This window comes from Novosphingobium ginsenosidimutans (assembly GCF_007954425.1).
GTDB classification, from domain to species: domain Bacteria; phylum Pseudomonadota; class Alphaproteobacteria; order Sphingomonadales; family Sphingomonadaceae; genus Novosphingobium; species Novosphingobium ginsenosidimutans.
In genome coordinates this window covers 2,199,300-2,222,125 of sequence record NZ_CP042345.1, presented here as the reverse complement: position 1 = coordinate 2,222,125, position 22,826 = coordinate 2,199,300, and the positions used below count along the sequence as shown (strand labels likewise).

The 22,826-nt window shown below is 65.1% G+C and carries 20 protein-coding genes; 13 read left to right on the top strand and 7 right to left on the bottom strand.

The annotated features are described in order from the left end of the window. Nucleotides 1–26 precede the first annotated feature (26 nt). The 4 genes from FRF71_RS11005 to FRF71_RS10990 all read left to right on the top strand — a co-directional run bounded on the left by FRF71_RS11005 (nt 27) and on the right by FRF71_RS10990 (nt 4,539). Complete coding sequence (locus FRF71_RS11005) at nt 27–1,319, top strand: MFS transporter (RefSeq protein ID WP_147090694.1); 1,293 nt, start codon at nt 27–29, stop codon at nt 1,317–1,319. 105 nt (nt 1,320–1,424) lie between these two features. Continuing rightward, nucleotides 1,425–2,642: a class I SAM-dependent methyltransferase gene (locus FRF71_RS11000; protein WP_238339199.1), complete on the top strand. Its 1,218-nt coding sequence runs from the start codon at nt 1,425–1,427 to the stop codon at nt 2,640–2,642. An 11-nt stretch (nt 2,643–2,653) separates the two neighbouring features. Beyond that, a complete protein-coding gene (locus tag FRF71_RS10995; protein ID WP_238339197.1) occupies nt 2,654–2,998 on the top strand; it encodes a hypothetical protein in 345 nt (114 codons plus the stop codon). Then, nucleotides 2,998–4,539, top strand: coding sequence for an FAD-binding oxidoreductase (locus FRF71_RS10990; protein WP_147091633.1), 1,542 nt, complete (start codon nt 2,998–3,000; stop codon nt 4,537–4,539). Before FRF71_RS10995 ends, FRF71_RS10990 begins: the two co-directional genes overlap by 1 nt. Nucleotides 4,540–4,566: 27 nt before the next feature. Here FRF71_RS10990 and FRF71_RS10985 read toward each other — a convergent pair whose 3' ends face one another. After that, the gene (locus tag FRF71_RS10985; protein WP_147090692.1) at nt 4,567–6,006 is read right to left on the bottom strand and encodes a flavin monoamine oxidase family protein; all 1,440 of its coding nucleotides are present in this window, start codon (nt 6,004–6,006) and stop codon (nt 4,567–4,569) included. A gap of 156 nt (nt 6,007–6,162) precedes the next feature. On the opposite strand from FRF71_RS10985, the gene FRF71_RS10980 reads away from it, so the two are divergent. The 3 genes from FRF71_RS10980 to FRF71_RS10970 are packed head-to-tail and all read left to right on the top strand — an operon-like array spanning nt 6,163 to nt 8,289. Then, a complete protein-coding gene (locus tag FRF71_RS10980) occupies nt 6,163–6,546 on the top strand; it encodes a c-type cytochrome (protein WP_147090691.1) in 384 nt (127 codons plus the stop codon). A 4-nt stretch (nt 6,547–6,550) separates the two neighbouring features. After that, on the top strand, nt 6,551–7,504 hold the full coding sequence (locus FRF71_RS10975) for an alpha/beta fold hydrolase (RefSeq protein WP_147090690.1): 954 nt from the start codon (nt 6,551–6,553) through the stop codon (nt 7,502–7,504). Next, the gene (locus FRF71_RS10970; RefSeq protein ID WP_147090689.1) at nt 7,501–8,289 is read left to right on the top strand and encodes an alpha/beta fold hydrolase; all 789 of its coding nucleotides are present in this window, start codon (nt 7,501–7,503) and stop codon (nt 8,287–8,289) included. Before FRF71_RS10975 ends, FRF71_RS10970 begins: the two co-directional genes overlap by 4 nt. A gap of 59 nt (nt 8,290–8,348) precedes the next feature. Here the strand turns inward: FRF71_RS10970 and FRF71_RS10965 are convergent, their stop codons facing one another. Then, complete coding sequence (locus FRF71_RS10965) at nt 8,349–10,922, bottom strand: TonB-dependent receptor (protein WP_147090688.1); 2,574 nt, start codon at nt 10,920–10,922, stop codon at nt 8,349–8,351. 113 nt (nt 10,923–11,035) lie between these two features. Beyond that, on the bottom strand, nt 11,036–11,830 hold the full coding sequence (locus FRF71_RS10960; RefSeq protein ID WP_238339196.1) for an IclR family transcriptional regulator domain-containing protein: 795 nt from the start codon (nt 11,828–11,830) through the stop codon (nt 11,036–11,038). Between the two features lie 118 nt (nt 11,831–11,948). Between FRF71_RS10960 and FRF71_RS10955 the strand changes: the two genes are divergently transcribed. Further along, the gene (locus tag FRF71_RS10955; protein WP_147090687.1) at nt 11,949–13,004 is read left to right on the top strand and encodes a DUF1838 family protein; all 1,056 of its coding nucleotides are present in this window, start codon (nt 11,949–11,951) and stop codon (nt 13,002–13,004) included. 35 nt (nt 13,005–13,039) lie between these two features. After that, a complete protein-coding gene (locus FRF71_RS10950; RefSeq protein ID WP_161597954.1) occupies nt 13,040–14,353 on the top strand; it encodes an MFS transporter in 1,314 nt (437 codons plus the stop codon). Here the strand turns inward: FRF71_RS10950 and FRF71_RS10945 are convergent. Beyond that, nucleotides 14,350–15,273 carry an alpha/beta hydrolase gene (locus tag FRF71_RS10945; RefSeq protein ID WP_161597953.1) on the bottom strand — a complete coding sequence of 308 codons (924 nt, stop codon included), beginning with the start codon at nt 15,271–15,273 and terminating at the stop codon, nt 14,350–14,352. The two genes, FRF71_RS10950 and FRF71_RS10945, sit on opposite strands and share 4 nt — an antisense overlap. On the opposite strand from FRF71_RS10945, the gene FRF71_RS10940 reads away from it, so the two are divergent. Next, a complete protein-coding gene (locus FRF71_RS10940; protein WP_161597952.1) occupies nt 15,273–16,436 on the top strand; it encodes a serine hydrolase domain-containing protein in 1,164 nt (387 codons plus the stop codon). The two genes, FRF71_RS10945 and FRF71_RS10940, sit on opposite strands and share 1 nt — an antisense overlap. Further along, on the top strand, nt 16,433–17,611 hold the full coding sequence (locus FRF71_RS10935) for a serine hydrolase domain-containing protein (RefSeq protein WP_147090683.1): 1,179 nt from the start codon (nt 16,433–16,435) through the stop codon (nt 17,609–17,611). Before FRF71_RS10940 ends, FRF71_RS10935 begins: the two co-directional genes overlap by 4 nt. Nucleotides 17,612–17,615: 4 nt before the next feature. On the opposite strand, the gene FRF71_RS10930 is transcribed toward FRF71_RS10935, so the two are convergent. From FRF71_RS10930 to FRF71_RS10920, 3 genes are read right to left on the bottom strand one after another with little or no spacing between them, the layout of a single operon-like run. Beyond that, on the bottom strand, nt 17,616–18,872 hold the full coding sequence (locus tag FRF71_RS10930) for a hypothetical protein (protein WP_147090682.1): 1,257 nt from the start codon (nt 18,870–18,872) through the stop codon (nt 17,616–17,618). Between the two features lie 2 nt (nt 18,873–18,874). Beyond that, entirely contained in the window at nt 18,875–19,621 is a 747-nt protein-coding gene (locus FRF71_RS10925; protein ID WP_147090681.1) for a maleate cis-trans isomerase family protein, read from the bottom strand. Nucleotides 19,622–19,634: 13 nt separating this feature from the next. Next, nucleotides 19,635–20,813 carry an FAD-dependent oxidoreductase gene (locus tag FRF71_RS10920; RefSeq protein WP_337678485.1) on the bottom strand — a complete coding sequence of 393 codons (1,179 nt, stop codon included), beginning with the start codon at nt 20,811–20,813 and terminating at the stop codon, nt 19,635–19,637. A gap of 200 nt (nt 20,814–21,013) precedes the next feature. On the opposite strand from FRF71_RS10920, the gene FRF71_RS10915 reads away from it, so the two are divergent. Next, nucleotides 21,014–21,931 carry a polysaccharide deacetylase family protein gene (locus FRF71_RS10915; RefSeq protein WP_147090679.1) on the top strand — a complete coding sequence of 306 codons (918 nt, stop codon included), beginning with the start codon at nt 21,014–21,016 and terminating at the stop codon, nt 21,929–21,931. Further along, the gene (locus FRF71_RS10910; protein ID WP_147090678.1) at nt 21,931–22,782 is read left to right on the top strand and encodes an isocitrate lyase/PEP mutase family protein; all 852 of its coding nucleotides are present in this window, start codon (nt 21,931–21,933) and stop codon (nt 22,780–22,782) included. Before FRF71_RS10915 ends, FRF71_RS10910 begins: the two co-directional genes overlap by 1 nt. Nucleotides 22,783–22,826 lie beyond the last annotated feature (44 nt).

The window sequence follows — 22,826 nt, the reverse complement described above, 5'->3', positions numbered from 1 at the left end:
GGCTGCTGCCTTGCCGCAGCCGCGCCATGTCCGCCCAGCGGATAGAAACACGTCCGCAGCATTTGCCAAAGCCGCATCGCTTCGCCAAGCTGCCGGGCATGAGCAGCACGCCATACCCGCAGCGGCAACTCGGCACGTTGTTCCTGATCACCTTCATCAATCTGGCTGGGTTCGGGGTGGTCCTGCCGGTCTTCCCGTTCTTCGGCACGCTTGTTCACGCCACGCCGGGCCAGATCACCGTGGCGATGGGGGCCTATTCGCTCGGCCAGTTCCTGGGTGCGCCGCTGTGGGGCAAGCTTTCGGACCGCTATGGCCGCCGCCCGGTCCTGATTGCCAGCCTGCTTGGGGCCACCGTCTCTTATCTGATCCTGGCCCATTCGCGCGATATCGTGACCCTGGGCGCGGCGCGGCTGTTTGGCGGGCTGATGGCCGGGAACGTGGCGGCCGCCTTTGCCTATGTCGGCGATATCACCAGTCCGGAACAGCGCCCCAAGGCAATGGGGATGATCGGTGCAGCCTTTGGCCTGGGTTTCATCTTCGGCCCGGCGATCGGCGGCTTGCTGGCGGGCAACCATCCCGATCCGTCGGACTTCATCACCGTCGGCTATGCCTCGGCTGCGGTTTCGGCGCTGGCGGCGCTGGCCGCCTGGCTCCTCCTTCCGGAAAGCCTGACCCCGGAACGCCGCGCCCAGGCTCATGCCAGCCGCAGCGATCTGAGCGCCGGCGCTGTATTGCGTGCCAAGCCGGTGATCTGGGCGCTGATGGCACTGACCCTGCTGGTGATCGGCGCGGCGGCAATGATGGAAACCACGCTGGCCTTCTTCTCGCACGACAGCTTCGGCTGGGGGCCCAGCGATGTTGGCCTGGCCTTTGGCGCGGTTGGGCTGATTTCCACGATCCTCCAGGGCGGTGCGGCCGGCCCGCTGGCGCGGCGATTTGGCAGCGGCGCGCTGGCGGTGGTGGGCGTCGCCTTTCACGCCCTGGGTCTGGCCATGCTGGCGCTGGCCGGCTCGGGACTGACGCTGATGGCCGGACTGGCGGTGATGTCGATCGGGCTGGGCCTGTTCAACCCGGCCTTCCAGACGCTCGCCTCCGAACAGACCAGCGACGGCGATCGCGGGCTGGTGATGGGTCTGACGCAAGGCGCATCAAGCCTGGGCCGCGTGGTTGGTCCGGCGGTTTCGGGATCGATCTATGCCGAGATCGGCCACCGCGCGCCCTTCGCGATCGGGGCGCTGATCATGGCGCTGACGATCGGAGTGGCCCTGCTGGTGGCCCGCGCGCCCCGCCCCGCACCGCAGGACCGCCACCACGCTTGACCGGCAGGCGGATAGAGCGGCATCTTCGCCTGCGGAATGCTGCGCCGGTGGCATGGATGGCGCCAGCCGTTTGGATGGGATGGGACCCGCAAAGGATTTACGCCGATGGACATGGTCAACACCTTCCAGCAACATCAGCACGCTGCCCTGCCCCGCGCCAACCACGACGAACGGGCGCGGCAGGAATTCACCAAGAGCCTCAAGCAATTCGTCCAACAGGGGCTGCTGCCCGGTCTGACCCCGGTCTATCAGACCCGCGCCGCCAAGGCCTTTGAGAAGGAGCACGGCAAGCCGCCGGCCGATCGCTGGGATATCCGCAAGGCGATGGTCAAGGACCTTTATTTCCAGCACTACGCCGCTACCAACCGGATCGCGCAGGAGCTACTGTGGGAAGCGGTGATCGGCTCGGTCGAGCGGCAATTGCCCGAACTGGAGAAGGCAATTGCGGACCTAACCGCCAGCAATCCCGCCCCCCTGGAAAGCGATCCCGCCTTCCCCGTCCCGCGCTATGTTTCAGCGCTCGACATTCACTGCATGCCCGGCGGCTATGCCAGCGAGATCGACGGCAAGGACATTGCTCAGGGCGCGATCTATGACCGCGGCGTCTATCTTTATGCCATGGGCTATATGGGCCCCGACAACGACGACATGGGCCGTTCGGTCTGCAACTACGTCAAGCGGAAGATGCCCGGGTTCCAGCCCAAGCGGATCCTCGACATGGGCTGCACCGTTGGCCATTCGACCGTGCCGTTCAAGGAGCAGTTCCCCGATGCCGAGGTGATCGGGATCGATGTGGGTGGACCCTGCGTTCGCTATGCCCATGCCCGCTCCAAGGCGCTGGGCCATGATGTCAGCTTCATGCAGCGCAGCGCCGAGGATACCGGGTTCGAGGCCGGCAGCTTTGACCTGGTGGTCAGCCACATACTGCTACACGAAACGAGCGGCCAGGCTATGCCGCGGATCTTCCGCGAATGCCACCGGCTGCTGAAACCCGGCGGGCTGATGATCCATGCCGACCTGCCGCCGTTCGACCTGATGGACCCGTTCACCCAGTTCATCCTGGACAACGAGACCTACTACAACAACGAGCCGTTCTGGGGCGCAATGCGCGACAAGGACCAGATCGGCATGGCCCGCGACGCCGGGTTCCCGGCTGAGACAATCCGCTTCGATACTGCCCCGATGGCGATCATGGAATTCGCCGGGGCCGACACGACCTATACCGAGGACGCCGCCGAGGCCCTGGCCGAGCGCGAGTTCACCGCTGGCGAATATGCCCCCGGCGGCGGCTGGGAAGTCCTGATCGCCCAAAAGGCCGCTTGAGGGAAATGACCATGCGCAAGCTCGAACGTAATGCCCGCGGCAAGCGGCCGCAGTTCTACGAAACCCCCGGCATGGACGAAGCCATGTCGATGATCCTGGTCCTCGCCAACGAATTGTCGGTGGTGCGTGACCGGCTCGACACGGTCGAGAAGGTCGCGGCGGCCAAGGGCATCATGCTCGATGCCGAAATCGAGGCCTATGAGCCCGACCAGGCCACCCTTGAGGCGCGCGAACTGCGACGGCAGGATTTCCTCGCCCGGCTGTTCTACGTTGCCCGCAAGGAAGCGGCCGAACTGGCGACGCAGGACACCGCCGAGCGCTATTCCAAGGCCCTCGACGATATCGCGGTGAACTGATGGGCCTCGTTCAAAACCTGACTCAGCAGCTCGGTGCCGAGAACGTCCTGACCGGCGAGGCTGACCGGCTGTTCTACGGCCATGACGTGTTCCGTGCTGGCGAACTTCCGGCTGCCGTCGTCCGCCCAGGTTCGGTCGAAGAGCTCCAGGCCATCGTTCGCGCCGCTTACGAAAGCGGCACGCCGCTGGTCACCCGCGGCGGCGGAGCGAGCTATACCGATGCCTATGCCCAGCGCCGCGCCGAAGGGATCACGATCGACAGCAGCCGCCTCAAGCAGATCGAGATCGACGAAACCCGCGCGACCGTGACCGTTGAGGCCGGGGTGACCTGGGCCGAACTGCGCGAGGCGGTGCTGGCGCGGGGGTTCAAGACCCGGTTCTGGGGGTCCTATTCGGGCCTCCACGCCAATGTCGGCGGCGGTATGTCGATGAACGCGATCAGCCATGGCCAGGGCTGCGCAGGCGAAGCGGCGCTGTCGTTCGATATCATTACCGGCACGGGCGAGCTGCTGCGCACCGGCAGTGCGCTCTCGGACAAGTCCGTACCCTTTTTCCGCCACTTCGGACCCGACCTGACCGGGCTATTTACCGGCGACTGCGGCGTGCTGGGCGTGAAGGCGCGGATCACGCTGCCGCTGGTCAAGGCGCGCTCCGCATTTGCCACGGCCAGCTTCTCGTTCCCCAGTTTCGAGGCGCTCCACGGCGCCTTCCGCGCGGTCGGGATCGAAGACATCTGCGAAGAGAACTTCGGCCTCAACGAGGTGCTTCAACAGGGTCAGCTCGGCAAGGCTGACACTGCCGCCAAGGTCGAGATGGCGGGCAAGATCGTCAAGCAATCGGGCGTGCTGAAGGGCGCGGCAAAGCTGGCGAAAATGGCCTTCGCCGGTGAAAAGGAAATCGCCGCCGCCAGCCATGCCGGGCATTTCATCGTCGAGGGGATCGACCAGGCCGAAGCCAATGGCCGGATCGCGCTGGTCAAGCGGCTGTGCAGCGAATTCGGGACCGAGATTCCGAACTCGGTGCCCGAAGTGGTGCGCGCCATGCCCTTTGCCCCGTTCCACAACGTGCTGGGCCCCAAGGGTGAGCGCTGGCTGCCGTGCCACACCAAGCTGCCGCATGACCGGGTGGTGCCGTTCCACCATGCCCTTCAGGCTCTGCTGGCCGAAGAGGAGGACTGCATGGCGCGCCACGGGATCGTCGTGGGCGGCATGTTCATGGCCGTTGGCTCAACCGCCTTCGTCTATGAACCCGCATTCTACTGGCCGGACGCCCAGAACGCCTATCACCAGCGGATCGTCGATCCAGACTACCTGGCCGGCCTCCCGACCTATCCCCGCTCCGAGGCCAACGAGGCCGAAGCGCTGCGGATCAAGGGCCGGGTGGTAGACCTGATGCACCAGTTCGGCGGGATCCACTTCCAGATCGGCAAGGTCTATCCCTATGATCAGGACCACAACCCGCCGCACTGGGCGGCGCTGAAGGCGCTCAAGGCCGAGTTGGACCCCAAGGGCATCCTCAATCCCGGCAACTTGGGGCTTTAGAGCCTCCCCAAACTTGGTTGGGGAGGTTCAGGCGCTCAGAACCTCAATTGCCACGCGTTCCGAGCTTTCGAGCGCCGCCTCGAGCCCGCGCGCACCGGTTGCCGTGTGCTCGCCGGCAAAGTGGACCCGGCCGGCCGGCAGCGCCATCGTGGCGTGGAGGTCGCGGATTTGACCCGGCATGAACACCGCCCAGGCCCCGGTCGAGTACTCCTCCGCGCCCCATGAGTGGTAGTGCACCGGATTGACCGTACCCTTCGCGGCGGGGCGCAACTGCTCGAGCGTCTGCACCACCATGGCCATGGCGGCATCGCGGCCCATCCGGTCCCAGGCCAGAGCGAGTTCGCCGCGCGCCTGGAACAGCAGCCCGGTCACCTCGCTATCGGTGGCGCCGAAGTACTGCGGGAAGATCGTGCCGAGCGGTGAGTTGGTCCACATCCCCGGCCCCAGCTTGTCCTCTTCCCAGAACGGGCGGCTGACCGTGGCGAAGATATTGGCAAGCTGCTGGTAGGGCACGGTCGCGATCGCCCGGGCCTGCGGTTCGGGCAGGCTGGGCCAGTAGGCGATCCGGCGCATCACCCCCAGCGGCAGGGCGCAGACCACGCGGCGGGCCAGCATGGTGGAGCCATCGGCGCAATAGACCGTGGCATGGGCATCGCCGCTGTCGATCCCGACCACGCGCTTGCCGGTGATCAGATCGCCCTTGAGCAGCTTCGCCAGGCCAATCGGCAGCTTCGCATTGCCGCCCTTGATGGCGTACTGGCGCGTACCGACGGCGATCTGGCCCTTCACGAAGCCATCGTTCCATTCCAGCATCAGCGCCGAAACATCCCAGGCCGAATTGCCATAGGCCGGGGCCGTATCGTTGACGAGGCGGATCGCCGCATCGCTCAGGCCCTGCTGCTTCAGGAAGGCGTGCAGCGAAATGTCGTTGGCCGCACTTTCGGGCAGGTACCACTGGGTCCAGTCGGTCAGCGGCGTGTGCTGCGCGATCAGCCGGGGCACCACTTCCCACGGCATCAAGGCCTTCAGCGGCGCAGGCAGGGGATTGCCGTCAAACGCAGCCCAGGTCTCGCGGGTGAAGCTCTTGCCGCCCAGGTACAGCCCCTGCGGGGGCGCCTTGCGATAACGGGCACTGGTCTCGATCAGCTCCAACCCGGCGCGCTGGGCGGCATCGAGCCCACGGCCATAACCCTCGCCCATGGTGTTGAAGCCCATCTCGGGAGTGCCGGGCTGATCGAACAGCGTGTGCACCCGCCCGCCGACGCGGGTACGGCCTTCCAGCACCGCCACCTTTTGCCCCTCGGCCTCGAGCAGCAGTGCGGTGTTGAGGCCGCTCATTCCGGCACCGATCACGATCGTATCGAGCATGGCCGGGGCGGCGACCTTGGGCTTCGGCTTGGCTCCGGCGGAGACGGCGATACCGGCGGCGCCAAGGCCAAGGGCGAAGGAACGGCGGGACAGGTGCATCGGCAATCTCCTTGCTCCCTCAATCTGCCTCTCGCCCTTGCAAAGGCAATGGCAAAGCGGCGTTATTCGCCAGTCGATCATTCGGCAGCAGCGTTGCCCCCGGGCACTGCCCGCGCCTAGGATGGGCAGCAAAGCTATCCAAAGGGTCTTCTTGTGATGTTGTTGCGTCTGTTGCCCACATTTGCCTTGATCGCTTCGGTGCCAGTGGCCGCCCAGTCCGCTCCCGGGGGCGATCCGGTGAAGGGTTCGCGTCAGTTCCTGCAGTGCAAGGCCTGCCACAACGTGGCTGAAAAGGGGCCGCACGCCGTCGGTCCAAACCTGTGGGGCGTTGCCGGTGCCAAGGCCGGCAGCAAGCCCGGCTTTAACTATTCGCAGGCGCTGACCAAGGCCGGGATTACCTGGACCCCGGAACAGCTCGATACCTTCCTGGCACGACCCAACGGCAAGGTCCCGGGTACCAAGATGGTCTTTGCTGGGATTGCCAATCCGCAGGCGCGCAAGGATGTGATTGCCTACCTTGCCACCCTGAAGAAGCGCTGAGCCGATGCTGGCCCGGCTGATCCTGCTGCCGCTCGCCCTGCTGCTGATGGGCAATGCCCCGGCGGCGTCCAACTGGCTCAGCCTTGATCAGCTCAAGGCCAAGTACCAGGACAGCCAGAGCCGCTATGCCACCATTGCCGGCCTGAAAGTCCACTACAAGGACGAGGGGCTGAAGCGCGCCGATGCGCCGGTGCTGCTGCTGGTCCACGGTTCCTCCAGTACGCTCAAGACCTGGGACGGCATGGTCCCGCTGCTTAAGGCGCATTACCGCGTAATCCGCTATGACGTGCCCGGCCTGGGTCTGTCGGACGACGTGCCTGACAGCGTGGTCGCCGCCGCCACGCCGGCGGAGATCGCCGAAGGGCTGCTGACCCAGCTTGGCGTGAAGAAGGTGACGGTTGTTGGGGTTTCCAGCGGCGGCACGCTCGGCGTGTTTCTCGCCGCCAAGCGGCCCGATCTGGTCGAGCGGCTGGTGATCTCCAACGCCCCGTCCGATCCGGTCGATACCTCGCACCTCGTGCCGACGCCCGAATGGGCCGCCGCCCAGGCGCGGGCCAAGGCCAATGGCTATCAGGATGCCGATTTCTGGAGCCAGTTCCTCTCGTTCTTCGCTGGCGACGGCAAGCGGATCGACCAGGCGACGCGGCTGCATTTCTACGATTTCAACCGCCGCACCCCGCACAAGAATTTCATCGCGATGATCGCCAAGGTTGGCGATGCGCCCAAGGCACGGGCGGCGATGGCGGCGGTCAAGGTGCCGACCCTGCTGATCTGGGGTGGCAGTGATGCCCTGCTGCCGACCAGCGCGGGGCGGACGCTTTATGGTTATCTGGCAGGCGCGGAACCGGCGCTGGTCTACCTGCCCGATGTTGGCCACTTCCCGCCGATCGAGACCCCGCAGCGTTTCACCACGGTTATGCGGGCCTGGATCGAGGCCGGGGTGCCCAGCAAGAAATGACCACGCGCCGGGCCTATGTCGATGGCCCCTATGGCCAGCTTCATCTGCGGATTGCAGGGGATGGCACACCCTTGCTCCTGCTGCACCAGTCCCCGCTCAGTGGCGACCAGTTCAGTGCAGTGCTGCCCCTACTGGCCGAGGCGGGTTTCTGCACCGTGGCCATGGATACGCCGGGCTTCGGTCAGTCCGATCGCCCCGCCGACCCGGTCGGGATCGCTGGCTATGCCGATGCCGTTCCCGCCGTGTTGGCCGCGATGGGGTGGGACAAGGCCCACGTGCTGGGCCACCACACCGGTGCCTCGATCGCTGCTAGCCTCGCAGCGCGGCGGCCGGCACTGGTCGACCGGTTAATCCTCAATGGCGTGGCCCTGCTCTCTAACGAAGAGCGCGCGCACTTCGCCCAGTTCCGCTTTGCCCCGCTTGAACCGCAGGCCGATGGCAGCCATCTGCTTGCCGCCTGGAATCAGCGGCTGGCCGCCTCGCCCGGCTGGACCGAACTGGAGGCCATGCACCGCTATGTGACGGCACTGCTAGCCAATCCGACGCACTACTTCTGGGGCTTCGAGGCGGCCTTTGCCCATGACATGGCAGCCGACCTCAAGGCGATCACCGTGCCGACCATGATCTTCAGCAATACCGGCGAAGATCTCTACGCCGCCTCGCAGCGCGCCCACGCCTTGCGCCCTGACTTTGCCTTTGACGCGCTGGACGGCGGCACGCACGACATTATCGATGAGCAGCCCGAAGCCTGGGTGGCCGCCGTCGCTGCATTCCTGCACGGCTGAAATAGAAAGGGCGGGAGACCCGAAGGTCCCCCGCCCCATCCCCCTTTAAATCGGTCGGGTCAGTACTTGGCAGTCAGCGTCACGCCCATCCGGCGGCCTTCGCCGAGATAGATCTCGGGGATATTGAAGGCGACCGGGATGCCCGCGCGCGGCTGGTTGATCGAGTTCTGGACATAGGTCTTGTCGAACAGGTTGGTCGCCCACAGCGAGACGCCGAACTGGTCGTTCGAGAAGGTCAGGCGCGCGTTGGTCAGCGTGCGCTTGCCATAGCTGATCGTATTGATGATGTTGGTAAAGGCTGGGCCGGTGTGGCTCACGTCCACGCGGGCCTTAACTTCCCAATCGTCGGTGAGGTCGAAGCCGGCGGTGGCGTGGAGGTTCCACTGCCACTTGACCGAACGCGCCGGCCGCAGGCCTTCGAGCGAAGGCACTGCGCGGACCGCGCCCGACGGCGTGGTGACCACGATCGGTGCCGGGCAGCCCGGAGCCGCCGTGGCCGCCGCGCCCGTACCGACTACGCACTGCGTAACCGTGCCGCCATCGTAGACGCCGGGGCCAAAGGCCACGTCCGAATAGACCACGCTGCCGCCGAAGCCGAGCTGCTTGGTCGGGCGGACTTCAGCCTGGGCTTCGAAGCCGTCGGTCTTGATCGAGCCAATATTGCGGATGATCCGGACCGGGTTCACCGCAGTCGGGTTTTCCGTGAAGCTCGATACCTGGGCGTTCTTCCAATCGACATGGAAGTACGAAGCGTTGAGCATCAGGACCTTGTCGAACCATTCGCTCTTGAAGCCGGCTTCGTAAGTCCAGTTTTCTTCTTCGTCATACGGCACTTCGCTGGCGAGAATGCCTGTGGCGCTGACTGCATTGGCGGTGTTGAAGCCACCCGCGCGCACGCCCTTGGCGACCGAAGCATAAAGGAAGATGTCTTCCGAAGCCTTGTAGTCCAGCGTGAAGCGCGGGGCGAAGCTTTCAAAGGTCTTGGCGAACAGCGGACCGACCACCGGGAAGGTCCCGGCCGCGGGCGGCGTGGTGCCCACGATGTGCTGGTTGATCCCCGGCGCACTGAGCGGGTTGGAGACCGAGAAGACCTGCGCCTTCTTGCGGTCGATATTGTAGCGCCCTTCCGCCGTCGCCCGCAGTGCCCCGAAGGTATAGCCCAGCGATCCGAAGATCGAGAAGGTCTGCGTGCTGGCCTTTGAGTAGCTCGACGAAAGCTGGCCAACGTTGGAATCGTTGACGACGAAGGGGTTGGCGGTGAACTCGTAAGCCCCCACGCCGGCAGTCGGCACGGTGCCAACCTGGGTCACTTGCATGAACCGTTCAGTGGCCAACAGGCCGGCACGGTCGGCACCGATCCCGCCCGCAGTAAGCGGGATCTTCTGGTCGAAGTAGTTCGCACCGAAGATCCACTGGAGCGGCGAGTCATTGTCAGACTGGAGCCGCAGTTCCTGGCTCATCGTGCGGACCCGCTCCTTCGAGATCGAGACCAGGTTGGTGCGTACCAGGCGGGTATAGGCCCCGGCCGGGAGGCAGACTGGTCCGCCGCAGACGCCCAGCAGCACACCGGCCGACGAGGCGTCATAGTCGTTGAAGGTATCGTTCTCTGCCCCGGAGAAGCCAGTCAGGCTGACGATCCGGACACCGTCGAGCTTGTACTCGAGTTCGAGCGAACCCTGGCGCGTCTTGGACCGGGTTTCAGGGATACCCGGGCTGATGTCGCTGACCTTCTTGGCGGTCAGCGCACCGCAGTAAAGCTGGCGCAGGCCCAGCGTTACCGCTGCCGTACTGGTGGTACCGCAGTTGAAGGTGCTGATGGCCGGCTGGCTGACCGGGCTCATCTCGGTCTTGCTGTCGGTGATGAAGCCTGACAGCGTGGCGGTGAAGTCCGGGCTTGGTTCCCAGACCACTGTGCCGCTGACAGCCCACTTCTTGGTCCCGCCCAGGTTGTCGTCGGGCGCGGCTGAGTTTTCGCCCCAACCGTCATAGGTCAGGTAGCCGCCCGAAAGGCGAACGCGCAGGCTGTCGCCCAGCGGGGCCGAAATCGAGCCCTTGATGCGATAGTCTTCGTCCACGCCAACCGTGGCAGAGACGTCGGCCGAGAAGGTGCTTGTCGGCTTTTTGGTCGCGATGCTCAGCGCACCGGCAAAGGTCGAACGGCCAAACAGCGCCGACTGCGGCCCCTTGGCCACTTCGATCTGGCCAACATCGAGCACAGAGATGATGTCGAGCGTGTTGCGGCTGGTCTGGTAGATGCCATCGATGAACACGCCAACGTTGGCTTCGGTGTTCAGGTCGTTGGCAGTGTTGGCTGGCGCCAGGCCGCGCACGAAAACCTGCTGCACCGTGCCGCCGGCAATGCTGGTGATGGCAACGCCCGGGGTCGAGTTGCCAAGATCGTTAAAGTTCGAAATGCCGCGCTCGGCGAGCTGGTCAGCCGTATAGGCCGTGATCGCGATCGGCACGGTCTGGATGTCTTCATCGCGCTTGCGCGCGGTCACGACGATGTCGTTGCTGTCGGCGCCATCTTCGTCGGCTTCCTGGGCATAGGCCGGAAAAGCCGTGGCAATGGCAACCAGCGCGGTCCCAGAAAGCGCGGCACGCTTGAGAAATCTGTGCGCAGTCAGATTCATTTTAGCCTCCCTGTGTCGTCCCACTTGCTGATGCAGGACGCCCGATCACCAAGCTATCGCACACTTGTCCGGACAATATCCTCCAGCGGCTTTTATTCGCCTGTCGAACAGGCCTAGCGCCCCAGCGTACCGGTCAGTTCAGCCGAGATTGTCCTGGCCGTCGCTGACAAAGGCGCAACAAATTGGGCGACCGCCTTCTCCATCGTCATGGCAACCGAGAAGAAGATGATCGTGATCGCCCCGACTACTTCCTCGCCCCGGAACAAAGGCACCGCGATTGACGAGGTCTTACCTGGGTTGGCGGTGTAGGCGTTGCGCGATTGGGTGGCGTAACCCTGGTTACGGACTTCGCGCAGCAGGTTATCGTTCGACAGCAGCAGGGTGGCCATCTTTTCGGCCGCGCCCTCAATCGTCCGCAGGCCGTCGAGCAAATGCCCGCGCTCGGCATCACTGCAGAACGCCATATAGGCCTTGCCGCTCGAGCATTCCATGATCGGCAGGGTGAAGCCGGGGTAATAGTTGTTGAGCGTCAGCGATGTGCGCGTGTGGGTGGAATCGCGTACCATCATGTGTGCGCCGACCCGGCTGGTGATCGAAATCGGCCAGAGCAGCTTGTCGGTCAATGCCTCGATGTGGGGGCGCGCCACTTCAACGAGGTGACTGTCGTCGTGGTAGCCTGAAGCCAGGCTCTGGACGAGCGCCGTCGCCCGATAACGTTTGCGGGCCGGCTCGCGCTCGATCATCCCTTCGTGCAGCAGCGTCTGCACGATCCGGCACGCCGTGGGATAGGGCACCTGGCTGGTCCGGGCGATCTCCATCATGGTAATCGAGCCGCCGCGGTTGACCGCCTGGAGCACGGAAAGCCCCCGCGTAATCGCGCGGATCGGAACGCCTTTTTCCATCGTCATCGCCGAGCCCACCCCTGTTCTATCCGTCTGCCGGTCAAACTAACGGGAGTTTCATGTTGGTCCAGATGGCATGGCAGGATAGCCTTCGCATTTATCCACCTAGCGAGGAAAAACCCGAATGGACCGCCGCGACTTCCTCTCCTCCGCCGCGATGCTCGCCGCTGCATCCGGCGTGATCCCAAGTGCCGCAGGGGCCAAGCCCGCCGCTGGCAAGGGCGGCGGCGTGCAGACTTCGCTCAAGGGCCCGCACCTTGACCTGACCACCTCGCGCGGGTGCCGCGATGCCTGGGCGCGGTTGGCCGGCAATACCGACATGAAATCGACCAAGTACGGCTGGTACCATGGCGTGGTCCAGGCTGTCCGCCCTGGCGAGGCACTGCGCGATCTGGTGGGCTTCACCGGCTTTTCCTGCGCCCGTCTGCTCCCGAACGAGGGTGAGGACGGCGGCTACAAGAAGGTGCTGCGCGAGGTGGGCTATTACACCGACCTCAAGAGCGGCGAGATCATCGAGGAGTGGACCAACCCCTACTTCAACGAAGTGGTCAAGGTGGTGCCGATCGCCAACGATCCGTTCAACCACACCATCACCGATTTCTATCCGCCGCCGCCAGCCTATGGCGGGCTGAACAAGGACAAGCCGCCGAAGGTCCCGGTCAAGCTTGACTTCCGCCGCCGCGACAACCGGCTGCACTGGTTCAGCAATATCCACCTGTTCTACCCCTCCGCACTCCAGCCCGCGAAGTGGCCGCGCGAGAGCGGATCGCCGTTCAACCAGGTGACCGAGACTTTCCTGTACCAGATCGACTGGCGCGACATGCAGGACCCGAAGAAGACTTCGGTCGAGTACGACGGTACCTGGGCGCGGACCACGCCATGGCTGCCGTGGATGCTGATGGGGCAGACCCCTGGGCATTGCGCGTACCAGTGCTTCATGGGTGCCCACGACAATATCGAGGTCATCGACCGCCGCGTACTGGACTACACGGAGAAGCACTTCCCCAAGTTCATGCATGCGCCCGAAGCCTGGTCAGACGTCTCGCTCTCAAGCCTCGAAAACTACGCGCGGACCCAGAAGCCCGCACCGGTCGGCCCCGAAGGCCCCCCGCGCGCCAAGGATCCCGAGCTGCCGGCCTGGTTCCGGGCCATGCAGGCCGGCGGAGCGCCCAAGACCTGAACAGCCTGCCGCGATAAGATACAGGGGAGATCGAGTTGAACGACAGCACAGCGGCGGGGCCGGGCCTTCCGGCACAGGTGGCATATGGCTTTGGCCAGATCGCTGGCCAGGTCTTCCGCGATGTTCCCTCGCTGCTGCTGCTGTTTTTCATGACCAGTGTGCTGGGGGTCTCCCCGGCACTGGCAGGGACCGCGATCTTCGTGCCCAAGCTGGTTGGCGGGATCGTGTTTGACGTCTCCGCCGGCCTGGTCTCTGACCGCTATCAGCACCGCTTTGCCCGCCGCCACTGGCTGCTGATCGGGGCCCTGGCCGCCCCTGCGGCAATGATCGCGCTGTTCCATGTACCGCGCGGGACGGAAAGCGAGATGGCCGGCTATGTTGCCACTGCCTTCGCGCTCTACATGGCAGTCTTTGCCTGCCTTTCGGTGCCTTACCTGGCAATCGCCGGCGACTTGCAGCTGAACCCGCACCAGCGCACTGTGCTGATGGCCTGGCGGCTGGCCTTTACCGCGATCGGAGTGCTGATCGCCGGGGCAGTCGCACCAGCCTATGCCGCGGCTTCGGGCGGTGGACAGCCGGGCTATGAAGCTATGGCGCAAATGCTCGCCGCGCTTTGCACAGTATCGCTGCTGATCGGTTGGTGGGGCGCCGGGGCCGCTGCCAAGCGTGTCGGCCTGCGCCCGGCCTCGCAGGAAGTGGTCACACTGCGCGCCGCCCTGACCGCCTTGGCGGACCGGCGCTTTTCCGTCCTGGCCCTGGTCAACCTGCTGCAGCTAGTCGCCGCCGGCATGGCCTATGCCGGGCTGATGTACTTCATCAGTTACAACCTCGGCATCGCCGACGCGCTCAACCGGGTCGGACCAGTGGTGCTGATCGCCAGCGTGGGCATCATAATTGCCCAGCCGCTGTGGGTTAAGGTGGCGGCCCGGATCGGCAAGCGGCGCGCCTATGTCGTCGCCGCGCTGATTCATGCCGTCGCCCACCTTGGTTGGGCGGCCTCGTCGATTGGCGGCCTGCCGCTGCTCTATGGCTTTGCCCTGGTCCTGGGGATCGGCAATTCAGGCTGGGCCATGCTTGGTTTTTCGATGGTCAGCGACATCGCTGGCGAGGGCAAGGCCGGGCTCTACTCGTCGGTGTTCATCGCGCTCGACAAGATCGCTTTTGCGCTGGGCGGGGCGCTGATCACCGGGTTGATCCTCTCGGCCTTCGGCTTCGATGCCGTGGCTGCGGCGCAGGGTGGGCCGCAGCCGGCCTCGGCCCTGACCGGGATCCTGATCGCCTTTGCCCTTGCCCCGGCCGCCTGCAACGTGATTGCGGCCGCAACCTTCGCCAAGTGGGGCCGCGACTAGAAGCCCCTGGCTTCCAGCGTGCCCGCCTTGGGTTTGAACCTTGCCGCCTTGCGCGGCGATTTCAGGAAGGCCAGCGTCAGCGGCACCAGATCGGCAAAGGCCGCCTCTGCCTTGGGCCCCGGCAGTTCGGGCCGGCCATAGATCCCGCCGAAATAATGATCGGCATCGGTCCCGACATAGGCCAGCGACGGGCCCTTGGCCTGGTTGTAGGCGGTCAGGTGATCCTGCCACTTGGGTGCGATCATCGGGAAGGAGTCTTTCGTCCCCGTGACCACCAGCAACGGCTTGTCCTCGGGCGGCATCGGCAGGCCGGGTAGCGGCCCCGGCGGCGAGATCGCGATGACCGAGCGCAGCGCCGAATCGTTCCAGAGGATCGCGATCAGCGCGCCAAAGCTGTGCCCGGTGGCATAAAGCGGTGCCCTGCCCAGGCGCAGGCCGAACCGCCCTGCCAGCATTGGCAGCCATGCGCGCACCAGCGCCATGTCGGCCAGCCGCCAGGGCAACTGCTCGGCCTGTTGCGGCTTGGTTCCGGTCCAGTCGGTGCTGTCGCCGTGGAGCGGCGCGACCACGAAGTAGCCGGCCTCGGCCCATTTCTCGGTCAAGGCCGCATACTTCGCCGGGCTGGACAGCGCCCCGTGCGAGAAGAACAGCACGCCCTTCACGCGCCCCTCCGGCTTCACCAGGGTGACCGGCACCGTCCGCCCCGCCCCGTTGTCGAGCGGCACGACCGCGCTCTCCGGACGGGCAAAAGCGGGTGCGGAGAGCAGCGCCAGCAGGGCGGCGAGCAGGGTCAGGAAGCGCATCGTGGCAGCATAGCTATACCCAACGCACTGTTCACGCCATGCCGCCAAGTGATCGACAACCGGATAGACCCGCGGCAGACAGTGGTCCTGACCCCTTACTGCGGCAGGATCGCTCAATGCTGCGCCATATCGTCGCAGGCCTTGGCCTGCTCATCGCCCCAGTTGCGGTTTCCGCCGCGCCCAGCCCGCAGGCCATGGCCAATATGGGCAAGGCGATGGGCCAGCCGATCACCCGAACCGATCACCTGACACCGGCCGAAGCAGTGCCTGGCTGCCCGGCCAAACCCCTCGCCGCTGGATCGGCCGCCACCTTGGCGCCGGGCGCATTCGCAGCGATGAAGCAGTGGTCCGATGCGCGCGGCGGTGCCGGGTTGATCGTGCTGGTGGATGGCAAGGTCGTGGGCGAAAGCTATGCCCCCGGCGTCACCGGCGCCACGCCGCTTCAGACCAATTCAACTCACAAGTCGGTCGTCGCCCTGCTGATGGGCGCGGCGATTGCCGATGGGCTGATCAAGTCGGTCGACGATCCGGTCGGCCGCTATATCCCGGCACTGCAGGACGATCCGCGCGGCAAGATCACCCTGCGCCAGCTGCTGTCGATGGCAAGCGGCCTCAAGAACCCGTCACTGGCTAAGCGCGAGGATGCGGCAATCGAGTTGATGCTGGGCAATTCCAGCCAGACTGCTCTGGCCTTGCCGCAGGAAGGCCCGCCGGGTGCCTTCAATTACAACAACGCCAACCTGCAACTGGCGGGACTGGCCCTTGCCAATGCGGCCGAACGGGCCGGCAAGGGGCGCTATGCCGAATACCTCAGCAAGCGGCTGTGGTGCCCACTCGGTAACGGACCCGCCACGCTGTGGCTGGATTCGGAAGGCGGCCAGCCGCGCTTCTACGCCCATCTCAACGCCGGCCTGAGCGATTGGGCGCGGCTGGGTGAGCTGATCCGCCACAAGGGCAAGTGGAATGGCAAGCAAGTGCTGCCCGCCAAATGGATCGCGGCGATCACCGCGCCATCGGCCGGCAATCCCGGCTATGGCATGGGGATCTGGCGCGGATCGCCCTATGTGAAGGAGCGGCGCTATTCGAAGGAATCGGCGGTGACCGTCCCTCAGGCGGAGCCGTTCCTGGCCGATGACGTGGTCTATTTCGACGGGTTCGGCGGGCAGCGGGTCTATATCGTGAGATCGGCCCAGCTGGTCATTGCCCGGGCGGGAACGCCGGGTCCGGACTGGGACGAGGGCGTACTGGTCAATCTGGCGCTGAAGGGATTGCAGCGATGAGCCTGAAACTGCTTCACTCGGTCCTTGCGGGCCTTTCTCTCAGCGCATCCGTCGCCGCGCTGGCGGATGATGCCGCGATCTACAAGGAGCGCTGGGAGACCTTCCTCAAGGCCCCCGGACAGGTCTCGTTCGGTCCGCTTGAAGAGGTGGTTGGCGCCAAGCCCAAGCCCCTGCCCCGCCTCACCCAGCCGAGCATCCCGGCCGCCGCGCTGGCCGAAGCCGATGCCTATGCCGCAGCCAACAAATCCTCGACGCTGATCGTCTGGCGCAAGGGCAAGATCGAGTTCGAGCGCTATTATGGCGAGCGGAACGCCGAGAGCCTGCTGGTCTCCAAATCGATGGCCAAGCCGATTACCGCGATTGCCGTCGGCCGCGCGATCAAGCTGGGTTACATCAAGTCGCTTGACCAGTCTGTCGCCGATTTCGTGACCGAGTGGCGCGGCACGCCCAAGGCGGCGATCAAGGTCCGCTACCTGCTCGACATGCGCTCGGGCATGCTGGAACAGGGCTTCAGCACCGATCCCGACCACCCGCTCAACCGCGCCTATCTCGATACCGACCACGGCCGCCACATTGTCGAGAATTACCCGCTCGTCGCTACCCCCGGCTCCGTCTACGGCTATGCCAATGCGCCAAGCGAGTTGGTCGCGCTGGTGATCGAGCGCGCCACCAAGATGCGCTACGCCCAGTTCGTTGGCCGCCAAGTGCTCCAGCCGATTGGCGCGAAGGGCGGCAAGGTCTGGGTCAACCGGCCTGGCGGCCTCGCCCATTCGGGCTGCTGCATGCACTTGCCGGCCGAGAGCTGGCTGCGGCTGGGGCTGCTGCTGCTGAATGACGGCAAGGTGGGCGGGAAGGCGCTGCTGCCCAAGGGCTATGTCGCGGAAATGCGCCGCGGCACGGCGCAGAACCCGCACTTTGGCCTTGGTATCTGGATCGGCAATCCGTGGCAGGAACGCCGAGGCTTTGGCGCACCAGGCCGCCCGGGCCCGCAGGTGCTGCACAGCGAGCCCTACCTCGATCCGGACCTGTTCCTGTTCGATGGCAACAGCAACCAGGTGCTGTACCTTTCGCCTAAATATGACCTCGCGATCCTGCGGATGGGCGATACGCCGCCGGCCAAGCCCGAGTGGGACAATGCGAAGCTCGCCAACCTGATCATGCGGGCGGTTAAGTAGGGCGTTACTGCCCGGCCGGCGCCGGAACCATATCAATCGCACCGGGCATCGTATCGCGCTTCAGCATATTGATCACCGCGCGGCGGACCTTGGGGTCGCTGACTGGGCCGGACGAGATGATCATCGTGGTGCCCGGCGCGAACTTGTCGGGATCGGCCAGTAGCGCATCAAGCGTGGCGTCATCCCACACCGCGTCGCGCTTGCCCGCCAGCGCCGGGGAATAGTGGAAGTTCGGCACCGAAGCGATCCGCTGGCCGAAGATGGCATAGAGGTTAGGCCCGGCCTTGGTCTTTCCGCCCTTTTCGAACGTATGGCAGAACCCGCACCACTTGTAGGTCTGGCTCGCGACGGTGCGCTCGTATTCGGTCTCGGCCCAGGCCTGCACCCGGGTGACTGGCGCCGCGTGCGAGGTTAAGCCGGCCGGGCCCGCGATCACATCGCCCATCGGCCAGGGCGCAACGCGGAACATCGCATAGGGGCCATATGACCCGAGCGCGAGAATCCCGGTCACCACCGCGGCGGCGGCGAGGCGGCCCTTGCCCATCGGCTCGGGCGCGCGCTCCTTGGCCTTGCGCCAGCGGGCGATCAGTGCACCCACCGCCCAGACCACGACGATGATCGCGATGTAGCGCGCCACGGCCGCCGGCCCCGGCGCGCTCGATTTGAAGGTCGCCATGGCATAGCTGGTCGTGCCCAAGGCCAGCAGCGATTGCACCCCGAATCCCGGCGGAAATGTCGTCAGCAGACCCTTGCCATAACGCAGCCAGGCATAGGCCGCCGTCAGCAGTGCCGCGAGGTTTAGCAGCATCGCCATGAAGCCGGCGCCGGAGTGGAAATAGCCCGCAAACAGCCACAAGCGATAGCTCTCGGGCAGCAGCACCGGCACCTTGAACAGTGGCCCGACTGCAACCAGCGTGCCCCCGCCCCAGGCAAACAGCGCGCCGAAGATCGGCATCGCGAAGATCAGCAGATAGCTGGCCAGCGCTAGGGTGCGGGCCCAGTTGAACAGGCCGGGGCGCAGGCCATGGACGGGCGCCATCCCACGTTCCTCGCGCCACCACAGCCACAGCCGCCACACCACCAGCGCCAGCAGGGTCAGCCCAACGAGGACGTGCCAGTTGCGCAGCTCCTCGCGCAGCGGCAGAGTCTTGTCGGTACGGGGCAAATTGATCGTCAGAATGGCCTGAACCAGCCCGACCGTCGCCAGCGCCCAGCCCGCCCGCACGGCATTTGCCGAATAGCCCTTGCCCCCGTCAGCCATTTTCAATGTTCCTCAAGCAGGCGGCCCGCGCCGCTGATCTTGTCCGTGATCCCGATCGCCCGCAAGGCATGCCAATAGGTCGCGGTGTTGATGGCAATCACTGGCTTGCCCAGTTCGCGCTCCTTATCAGCCGCCAGCTGCACCATCGACAGGTTGGTGCCCACCTGGATGATCGCGTCGACTTCCGGTCCATCAAGATAGGCGATCACTTCGCTCAGCCGCTCGGGCGAGACCTTGGCGATGTCAGTCCAGCACTTGCATTCCAGCGGCACGTCGCGGACCGTCTCGAATCCACTTTCCTCGAGGTAACGGCGCACCTCGGCATTGGCGACGGGGTAGTAGGGTGAGACGAAGCTGACGCGCTTTATCCCCCCGAAAGCGTTAAGCGCGGCGATGGTGGCCTCCGACCCGGTTGAGGCCCCCACGCCGGCCAGGGCTTCGACCTCGGCCTTGAACTTCGCGCCGCCGGCAATGCCGCCGTAAAAGGTGATCGCCGACATCCCGAGCACCAGGTAATCGGGCTTGCAGGTCATCGCCTCGCGCACCGCGGTCATGGTGTTGTCGGAAATGGCGGTAGTGCCCGCCAGGAAATCCTCGTTCGAAAGCGCGACCGGATCAGTCACGAAGATCCCGCGGTAATGGTTAGTCACGCCCACTGGACGCATCCGCTCCATGTCGGGCTGGACCACGGTGTTAGTCGACGGACCGATCACGCCCAGAACCGCGCGATAGCCTTGAACATCGGTCATAGCGTCTGCTTTCCTACTGGATGGCCGCAGCCTGCTCGAGGCTTTCAAACATCGCTTGCCGAAGAAGATAGGCGCGGCGCTGCTCATCATCCTGCTTGATCGCCAGCATCTCCTGCCGCCGGCGCTCATGCGCCTGGTCGGACCCGCCCTGGATGAACTCCATATTCTTGATGGTCTGCGCCTGGGTGAAGGCGTGAGTGACGGTGCGGCGCTGGCGATCATAGAGCGCCAGGCTGCCATTGGGCTTGCCCGCCTTGATCGCCGGCAGCAGCTTTTCAGCCAGGTTGAAGGCATCGTGGACGCCCGAATTCATCCCGAACCCGCCGAGCGGATTGTTGAGGTGGCAGGCATCGCCGACCAGCATTACCCGGCCGCTCAAAAAGCTCTTCGCGACCCGCTGGTGCACCCGGTAGACTGTGCGGTGATAGGTTTCGACCGCTGCGCCATCACCGGTCAGCCGGTCAAACACCGCGTTCTTCATCGCGTCGGAACGCAGTTCCTCGTCGGTTGCATCCGGAGCCGCGGGCAGCAGCACGCGCCACAATTTGGGCACCCGCAACAGCACGAGCCACTCGTCCGGATCGGAGACGTAATTCACATGGGCCAGGCCCGGCAGATAGTCGCCCAGCTCGGTCGCGGTGGAGAGGCACAGGAACTTTTCGGGGTACGTGAACCCGTCGAATTCGGTCCCCAGCCACTTGCGCACCAGGCTGTTCGCCCCGTCAGCCCCGATCAGCCAGTCGGCGCGGAAATGCGCAATCGAATAGGGTGTTTCAGCCGCGATCGCGACGCCTTGCTCATCCTGTTCGAACGACAGCAGCCGGTGCCCGAAGCGGACCGAGGCGTTGGGATACTGCTCCAGCCCAGAGGCCAGCGCGCGGCTGAGGTGGTACTGCTCGCACTGGATCCGGAAGGGATAGCGGGTGCGATCCCCGATCTCGGTCAGGTCGAACTCGATCACTTCGCCCGAACGGCGATCGCGCCAGTGATAAACCGGCGCCTTCAGCCCGCGCTCCAGGAGCATCGGGGTGATCCCGATCTCGTCCAGCATTTCCAGCGTCGGCGGGTGGAAGGTTGATGCGCGCATGTCCTGCGCGCAGTCTTCGCCGGCTTCGAGCACGATTACGTCGATGCCGGCGCGGGCCAGCAGCGTGGCCATGACCGTGCCGACGGGGCCCGCCCCGGCGATCATAACCTGGCATCGCTCAACGCTTGCCATAATTCCTGCCAACTCCCGCGTAACTGCGTCCTTGGCCCTCCCTATGGGCGCACATTTCCCGGCGAGATCGACCAAGACCAATTCTATCCGTCTGGCGAAGAGCGGCCCCGGCTGGCATGAAACGGCAGGCGTGACGCGCGAAGGGGTTGCCCGTCACGCCCGGGGAGAGGCCTATGGAATACGATTACGTGCCAATCAGCCAGCGCCAGCCGCTGCAATGGCCTAACGGCGCGCGGGTCGCGCTGATCCTCACCTTCAACCTCGAAACCTGGGACCTGACCAAGGATACCGACAAGCCCTATTACGCGGGCGGGCCGGCGATCCTGCCGGATGTGCTGCCTGGCAACGTGCCCGATTTTCCTAACTACACCTGGCGTGAATATGGCCAGCGGGTTGGCATCTGGCGGCTCTATGACCTGTTGGACGAGCTGGGCGCCAAGGCCAGCTGCACCACCAATGCCGTCACCTTCGAACGCCGCGCCGCGATGGTCGATGCCTGCCTGGAGCGCGGCTGGGAACTGCTGGCACACAACTGGGAACAGGGCGAACTGCTGAGCAACTTCGCCCACCAGCCCGACAAGGAGCGCGAGATCGTGCTGCGGACCCTGGCGCAGTATGAGAAGTACACCGGGCGCAAGGCCAAGGGCTGGCTTTCCTCTTCGCTTCGCGGGACGCTCCAAACTGCAGACATCCTCGCCGAATATGGTTGCAAGTTCTACTGCGACATCATGAATGACGATCAGCCCTATCTGCTGCGCACGCCGCACGGGCCGATTGTCGCCACGCCCTATTCGAACGAGATCAACGATTTCACGTTCATCACCCGCAAGAACTTCACCACCGACCAGTTCCGCGATGCGCTGATCGAGGAGCTGGACGTGCTCTATGCCGAGGGCGCGAAGACCGGGCGGATCATGAATGTTGGCCTGCACCCTCACGTGTCGGGTCGCGCCCACCGGATCCGCGCGATCCGCGAGTTCATCCAGCACGCCCAATCGCTCCCCGGGGTGTGGTGGGCAACGCGTGAGGAAATCGCTGACTGGTATCTCGCCAATCACGAAAGCCACATTCCCGGCCAGCTCAAAGACTGATGGATCGCCACTCTGCCCTTGCCGCTGCAGTGCCCGGCCATGCGCGGGGGCAGGTGCTGTCGCTGCCCGGCGTCTGGGATGGCCTCTCGATCAGGCTGGTCGAGCAGGCTGGCTTTCCAGCCGCGTTCCTCTCTGGCGGTGCCCTGTCGATGGCGCGGCACGGGCGGCGCGACATGGGGTTGGTCACCATGAGCGAACTCGCCCAAGCGGTGCAGCTGATCCGCGAGGTGTCGGAGCTGCCGCTGTTCGTCGATGCCGATACCGGCTTTGGCAACGCGGATAACGCGGTCCGAACGGCTCGCGTGCTCGAAGCTGCGGGCGCGACCGCGATCCAGCTGGAGGACCAGCTTTTTCCCAAACGCTGCGGCTTCCTGGCCGGCAAGGCAGTGATCCCGGCGACAGAGTACATCGACAAGCTCAAGGCCGTGCTCGATGCGCGGCGCGGGCCGATGCTGGTGATCGCACGGACGGATGCACGCTCGATCGAAGGCTTTGCCGCCGCGCTCGACCGGGCCTGCGCCTATGCCGAGGCCGGGGCCGACCTGGTCTTCCTGGAAGGGCCGGAAACGGTGGCCGAGATGGAGGCCACTACCGCCGCCCTCCCCGCCGTGCCGCTGGTCCACAATCTGGTCGAGGGCGGAGTCAGCCCGGTCTCGACTGCCGCCGAACTTCAGGCCCTGGGCTATGCCATTGCCCTGCACCCGCTGGTCCTGCTGCACGGCTTTATCCGGCAAGGGCCGGCCCATCTGGCCGTGCTGCGCCAGACCGGTTCGACCGACAGCCTGCGTGACCAGCTCGCCGACCTGCACGAATTCGGCACCCTGCTGACACAGGACACCCCTTCACCCTAAAAGTTGTCTGGACAACTTTGCGTGAGCCAGCAAAGGTGCGCGCG